Here is a 6,891-nt window from a genome sequence, read left to right on the forward strand (position 1 = left end):
CCCCCCCCCCCCCCCCCCCCCCCCCCCCCCCCTCCCCCCCCCCCCCCCCCCCCCCCCCCCCCCCCCCCCCCCCCCCCCCACTTTAGTATCAGTATCTAGCTAATCTGCTATCTACTCAGATTAGCGCATCTTCTGACCGGCCGAGCCGAGCTGCTGGCATGCCTCCACCACGCGGGCAGCCATACCGGCTTCTGCCTTCTTGCCCCACGCGCGCGGATCGTATGCCTTCTTGTTGCCGACTTCGCCGTCAACCTTGAGAACGCCGTCGTAGTTTTGGAACATGTGCTCCACTGCCGGACGAGTAAAGGCGTACTGCGTATCGGTATCAATGTTCATCTTGATAACGCCGTGCTTAACTGCCGTAGCGATCTCTTCTGCGGTCGAGCCAGAACCACCGTGGAAGACCAAATCAAACGGGCGCTCCTTGCCGTACTTCGCACCGACTTCACGCTGAATCTCACCGAGCAGCTCCGGACGCAGCTTAACCGCACCGGGCTTGTAAACGCCGTGAACATTGCCGAAGGTCAGAGCCGTTAGGTAGCGACCATTCTCGCCTAGACCGAGGGCTTCCACCGTCTTCATGCCGTCTTCTGCCGTGGTGTAGAGCTTCTCGTTGATCTCGTTGGCAACGCCGTCTTCTTCGCCACCAACAACGCCGATCTCGATTTCCAGGATTGCATTGGCACGACGTGCCAGAGCGAGCAGCTCCTTAGCGATCTCCAAGTTCTCATCGAGCGGAACTGCCGAACCATCCCACATGTGGGACTGGAAGAACGGTTCACGACCAGCTTCTACTTCCTTAGCAGACAGCTCCATAATGGGGCGAATCCAGGAATCAATGTTCTGCTTTGCGCAGTGATCGGTATGCAAAGCAACCGTCACCGGGTAGTTCTTCGCAACTTCGCGAGCGTATGCCGCAAGAGCGAGCGAACCAGCGACGCGATCCTTAATCGTAGAACCGGAAGCGTATTCAGCGCCGCCGACGGAAATCTGGATGATGCCATCCGACTCAGCATCCGCCAAGCCCTGCAGAGCGGCCGTTACCGTCTGCGACGAGGTCACGTTGAATGCCGGATAAGCGAAGCCGCCTTCCTTGGCACGGTCGAGCATCTCATTGTAAACCTCAGGTGTTGCGATACCCATCTGGGACTAACTCCTTCATATATGACAAACGAACAGTCCCATTATCTCACGCTTAGCACACCTACATCTAGCCAAATAGTCCTCATTTTATCTACGTATTATTTGACCGCTGCTCCAGCCATCGCAAAAGAGTGCAGAAGAAATGCAGCAGAAAGCCACCAGCACCCACATAGCTATCAAGGAGCACCTCACGTCGGCTTTTCGCTAATTGCCGCAGTGAACCAAGCCAAAATATTGCTATCACGCCCACCAGCGCGCGCGTATGCAACCTGGCCACTCAGTTCACTGGGCAGCGCCGGTTTAAGCGCACAGCCCCTGGCACGCACAGCTAGCGGCGATGCTGAAGCACCCACATGTGCTGCGCGATTGCTGCCGCTGCCGCAACATTGAGCGAGCGCGTCGAACCATACTGTGGAATATAAACTGCCATCGGGCACACCGCGCGCAATTCCTGGGAAATACCCGTCGATTCCTGCCCAAATACCAGCACGCAACGTTCTGGCAAAGCTGCCGTCTCTATCGGCTCAGTATTCCCCGTATTGTCAACAGCAACCAGAACATAATCATGCTCAGCAGCCCACCCAGCCAGCTCATCTGCATCGGGATGATGGAACATATCGAGATAACGATCCGTCACCAGCGCCCCACGCCGATTCCATCGACGCCGACCCACAATGTGTACGCCACCGACGTTAAAGGCGTTACCCGTCCGCACAATTGACCCAATATTCAAATCATGTGCGAGGTTCTCAATAGCCACATGAAGGGCACAGCGCTGTTGAGCTAGATCGTCATGGATTGCTTGCACCGTCCAGTAACGGTATTTATCTACCACGTTTCGTCGATCACCGTTGGCTAGCAGCTCCGGATCAAAGTGGCTCTCCGTCGGGATGGGCAGATCTGGATGTTCTACTTCCCACGGGCCAACGCCTGGAATCCCGCCAATTTTCTCCCCGTTACCCCAAATGGAAAATCCGCTCGGATCGTGGGTCGGAGTGTTTTCATCTATGACGCTCACCAGATTTACTCAGCTTCCACGCCCAAATCCGCAATACCAAGTGCCGCGTAATATGGCACTCCCTCGGCTTCAATCTTTGCCGCCGCACCCGTTGCGCGATCAACCACAACCGCCACGGCAAGTACATGCGCCCCAGCTTCACGGGCTGCAGCAATTGCCGTCACTGGGGAGCCACCCGTCGTAGAGGTATCTTCAACAATCACTACTCGTCGGCCGGCAATATCTGGACCTTCAATTTGCCGTTTCATGCCATGATCTTTCGCTGCTTTTCGCACGACGAAAGCGTCAATATCCAGACCGCGTGAAGCCGCCGCATGCATAATCGCAGTCGCCACCGGATCTGCCCCCATCGTCAAGCCACCTACTGCGTCAATATCATCAGCGCTTAACCCGTTTTCTTCTAACATATCGAGCATGACGTGCCCAATTAACGGTCCAGCTTCGTGATGTAACGTCGAGCGGCGCATATCGACGTAATAATTCGAGGTACGGCCAGAGGCGAGGGTAAATTCTCCGCGCTCAACGGATAAGCTGCAAATCAGCTCGGCGAGTCGTGCCTTCGGGGTATCGTTTGTTATCACAGTGTGTATCCTATGCTTTCGACGTACTAAAACTGCTAGCTAATAACTGTATTTACTCTTTAGTGCGCGGTGGGATACCCGCCACTGACGGGGATATGGAGCGCCCAGAACGCCCCGGGCCAGCTAACCGCCGCACCAACCACCGAGGAGCCAAGCGAGTCACTCCGGCGGTTACTTGGTACAGCAGAGTCGGCGTGACGAGAACTCGCCCTTTCCAAGCAGCGTCAAGGGCAGCTCGAACCACCTGGGGAGCTGTGGCAAATACCCAATCGGGCCATTGTGCCGCGTCAACATGTGAGCGCTCATGGAATTCGGTGCGAATAAGCCCTGGAGTCACCGCCGTAACGCTGACGTCCGTACCGGCCAATTCCACCGCCAAGCCCTCACTGAATGTGCGCACCCAGGCTTTATGCGCAGAATATGTGCCTTGAGCGGTCAGGGCCGTCATTGAGGAGACGTTAATAATTATTCCGCCGCCAAACTCCACCATGCTTTGCGCGGCCGCATGAGAGAGTATCAATACTGCGCGCACCATGACGTCCAGAGCCTGACATTCACGTTCAATAGCGCCGCCAAGAAAATCCTGCCCCAGACCAAAACCGGCATTATTCACTAGAACGCGCACCTCGCGGGAGGCATCGCGAATCCGTTGTGCAACGCGCTGCGTATCGTCAAGAACGCTTAAATCTGCGGGAAGTACCTCCGCTTCTACTGCGCATTGTTCCCGTACTTCCTGGGCAAGCTGTGCGAGTCGCTGCTCATCGCGAGCTACCAGCACGACGTTATATCCGGCGCGAGCTAACTGCCAGACGAATTCTGTTCCCAATCCGGAGCTAGCTCCAGTAACTAATGCGTAGGCCATGACTCAACCCTAGCAGTTCTCGAAAGGTTCCTATCTTTTCTGAACTCAGTCGCTGTAGGAGTAGCAGCAAGAATATGTGGACGGATAGCACGCTCATGGGCTCGTCAAAAACCATAATCGGCTCATATATAAAAACCATTATCGGCTCGTTTCAGGCAGGCAGACGGTCATATAGGCACGTAGGCAAAGGCATGGTCAGCACCGCTAAAACAGATAGAGCTGGATGCCCTGCCCAAGATAGAACGTCCGTGTTCTTTTTTTTCGCCTTGCCTGCCAGTAAGTAGATCCCACACGGCACTGATACACATTTGCGCTGACGGATTTTTCCGCGAAAAGATAGCGACAGTGCGCTTAACATACTCACGGTATAGGCTGGACGGGTGAAACTTGCGACGTGGAACATCAACTCAATTCGTGCCCGCACCGATCGGGTTATCGACGTCCTGAACCGCCACGACCTCGATATTCTGGCTCTCCAGGAAACCAAATGCCGCACTGAGCAGTTCCCTGCCGAGCTCTTTGAACAAGCGGGATACCACGTCTGTGCTCATGGCGACGGGCAGTGGAATGGCGTGGCGCTTATTTCCCGCTATCCGATAACCGAGGTGGCGACCCAGTTTTCTGGGCAGCCTGGCTTCACTAAAGGGGAGGCAGCCCCTGGCGAGTTTCTTAGTGGAACGGTTGAGCCACGTGCTCTCGGTGCGACGATTCGCGGGGTGCGGGTATGGTCGCTGTACGTCCCCAACGGTCGTTCCCTTCTCGATCCTCACTACTCGTATAAGATCGCGTGGCTTAACGCCCTGCATGAGGCAATAGATCATGAGATCTCTGCTAATCCGGATGCCCAGATTGCTCTGGTTGGCGATTGGAACGTCGCTCCGAGCGATAGCGATATATGGAACCATGAGGCATTCGATGGGCTATACGTCTCGCCCTTAGAACGCGCTGCTTTCGAACAGTTTGCCGAGCTGGGTATGGAAGAAGTGACGCGAGCGCGAGTCACAAATTACACCTTTTGGGATTATCAGCGGCTGCGTTTCCCACGCAACGAAGGCATGCGAATCGACTTCATTTGGGCTTCCTCTGCTCTGGCACAGCGCGTCACCAACGCCGCAATTGATCGCGAGGAGCGCAAGGGGAAAGGTGCCTCTGACCACGTGCCCGTCATTATTGAATGGGCAAATACTGACGAAAACTGAGTAAACACCAATTATTCGTTGCAGTTCCGCCGGCGCACATTCCGCTGTTGTCGCCATTCGTCGTAACTAATTTGGCACGGTTATGCGCTTACTATATGCCGTAGGTAGTGGATCAATGATTGCGTACCGATTCGGCGCTCGTTCCCTAGCAGCACTTTCCTTATAGCCAGCACCTACCTTATGGCGAGCAGCACGCAGATATGACGGATGCCAGGTCTGCCCCCTATGCGCTTCCATATCTGGCTCGATACCAGCTAAAACAGCGGATACTCAGGAAACGACGGGCCATCCTCATTGCGAAACAGTGTTCTGCCACATCTCATTCGTCAGTGCTGGCCACAGCCGAATATGCTCAGAACAGAACTCCTTTTCTCCAAGGAAAACCCCTGCTTTGCGCGCAATTAGATCCACATAGATAAACGACCCCGACATCCCGAAATGCCCAACGACTCGATCCGAGAAAGACGGCCCAGTCCAATGCGGATGATCGGGGTTACGGATCGAAAACCCCAAGCCCCACGGGTTATCAGAGCTCGACCCGTATCCAGGAGTGATACCCGCTATTTTCGGGAATTGAACCGTACACGCTTCTTCGGCAAGTTCAGCGGGGATACACGTCGGGTTGAGAATTTCCAGCCCAAAACGCATCAAAGAATCAGCCGTCCCACGAGCCGAATATGCGATTGATCCGCGACATTCCACCGCGTCCATCCCTAAGGGGGCGAACACGCTCCGAGAAATCCAATCGTGGATATTCATTCCGATCCGCTGTTGCACTTCATGTGCCAGCACGTCATACCCATAATTGGAGTAAATACGGCGTCTACCTGGCCGCGCGATCGGCTCTCCATGAGCTGGTGGCAGGCCGGAGGCATGCGCTAACAGATGCCGAAATGTTGAGCCGGGCGGCCCAGCCGGATCATCCAGACGCAAATACCCCTTATAGACAGCGACCAGAACAGCCCACGCCGCAATTGGCTTTGTGACCGACATATACGGATACCAGCGGTCTACGTCTCCAACCATCACATCAGGTTGCGCGCCACTAAAAGCAATATAGCTGTGTTCGAAACGGAATTCGTCGGTAGAAAGCGGGTCAAAACGCATAGCTCCACTGTGGCACATGCTCAGCCGAATGGAAAATACTTTTTGCCACGTCTCGGGCAGTAGCCAGCTACGTAGCCAGCTACACCGTGCTCGCCGCCCTGGTTATCGGCATGTGATCGAGTTTCAAACCGAATTCGCTACTATTTTTTATTTCCCCGCACTGCTCTGCAGGTGATATGCACCCGCTATCTTGTTAGCATTTTGGCGTATTTCCATCACTGACGGTCATATCACGCCGGAGCGCTCATGCAGGGGATTTTCTCCTTTGCCACAGAAAGGGCTAGTATAAAAATGTGACGGAGGATACAACGACGTGGGGGTCGCACTCAAAGAAACCACGCATCAATCGCGGTCATGCACGCCCCGACCATGCACAACGCGACGCCACCTCACCCTTTTGCCAAAAATCTGATCCTCGGTTAATCCGTGCGCGCTCACATCGCCGCCCTGACCTGTACGCCCCACCGCCCGGGCATGAGCACCCCAAGCCACTGTGTACTCATATCAGCATGGACGAGGCCGAGCGGATTGCCGCTCTCGCCGCCCACCCATCACAATTTTTTCGACGCGCATTGGCACCTGCACCTGAAGCGCCTGCGGGAACACCAGCGCGATCGAGAAGATCAGCGCGCGAACTGGCAGCACCATACCCCACAGCACAGGCTCACCTCTCACTAACACCACACCATATATCCCCGACGACACAGCGCATTATCGCTATCGTCCTGGCGCTGAGCTTCGGCACACTCGGGATACACAATCTCTTCCTAGGGCACTATGCGCGAGCCGCGCGCAACATCCTGCTATGGGCTGGATGCGTATGTGCAAGCGCACTGACCGGCAACGCCCTCTTCCTCTTTCTGCCAATCGGGCTCGTCGCATACGAAATCGTAGAGATTGCTCGCAGGCACGGCCCATACTCCGAATAATCCGCAAATATTACACACCGACGAATGGTGGCAATCAGTGGCGGGGGGGGGG

Annotated in this window: 7 protein-coding genes; 2 read left to right on the top strand and 5 right to left on the bottom strand. The window is 55.4% G+C overall.

The genetic code is table 11. From position 1 onward, the window contains the following. Positions 1 to 120: 120 nt before the first annotated feature. From fbaA to ACLHIL_RS03640, 4 genes are all read right to left on the bottom strand, one after another. Complete coding sequence (gene fbaA / locus ACLHIL_RS03625) at positions 121 to 1,143, bottom strand: class II fructose-bisphosphate aldolase (RefSeq protein ID WP_411296589.1); 1,023 nt, start codon at positions 1,141 to 1,143, stop codon at positions 121 to 123. A 328-nt stretch (positions 1,144 to 1,471) separates the two neighbouring features. Next, complete coding sequence (locus ACLHIL_RS03630) at positions 1,472 to 2,110, bottom strand: TrmH family RNA methyltransferase (protein WP_411296595.1); 639 nt, start codon at positions 2,108 to 2,110, stop codon at positions 1,472 to 1,474. 56 nt (positions 2,111 to 2,166) lie between these two features. Beyond that, the gene (gene pyrE / locus ACLHIL_RS03635; protein ID WP_411296590.1) at positions 2,167 to 2,742 is read right to left on the bottom strand and encodes an orotate phosphoribosyltransferase; all 576 of its coding nucleotides are present in this window, start codon (positions 2,740 to 2,742) and stop codon (positions 2,167 to 2,169) included. 52 nt (positions 2,743 to 2,794) lie between these two features. Continuing rightward, the gene (locus ACLHIL_RS03640) at positions 2,795 to 3,604 is read right to left on the bottom strand and encodes an SDR family NAD(P)-dependent oxidoreductase (protein ID WP_411296591.1); all 810 of its coding nucleotides are present in this window, start codon (positions 3,602 to 3,604) and stop codon (positions 2,795 to 2,797) included. A 380-nt stretch (positions 3,605 to 3,984) separates the two neighbouring features. On the opposite strand from ACLHIL_RS03640, the gene ACLHIL_RS03645 reads away from it, so the two are divergent. Beyond that, positions 3,985 to 4,803 (top strand): exodeoxyribonuclease III, encoded by an 819-nt coding sequence (locus ACLHIL_RS03645; RefSeq protein WP_411296592.1) that lies wholly within the window; start codon positions 3,985 to 3,987, stop codon positions 4,801 to 4,803. A gap of 291 nt (positions 4,804 to 5,094) precedes the next feature. Here ACLHIL_RS03645 and ACLHIL_RS03650 read toward each other — a convergent pair whose 3' ends face one another. Then, a complete protein-coding gene (locus ACLHIL_RS03650; protein WP_411296593.1) occupies positions 5,095 to 5,910 on the bottom strand; it encodes a serine hydrolase domain-containing protein in 816 nt (271 codons plus the stop codon). Between the two features lie 293 nt (positions 5,911 to 6,203). On the opposite strand from ACLHIL_RS03650, the gene ACLHIL_RS03655 reads away from it, so the two are divergent. Continuing rightward, on the top strand, positions 6,204 to 6,839 hold the full coding sequence (locus tag ACLHIL_RS03655) for a hypothetical protein (protein WP_411296594.1): 636 nt from the start codon (positions 6,204 to 6,206) through the stop codon (positions 6,837 to 6,839). Positions 6,840 to 6,891: the final 52 nt, after the last annotated feature.

It is taken from the genome of Trueperella sp. LYQ143, assembly GCF_046599595.1.
Taxonomy (GTDB): Bacteria; Actinomycetota; Actinomycetes; order Actinomycetales; family Actinomycetaceae; genus Trueperella.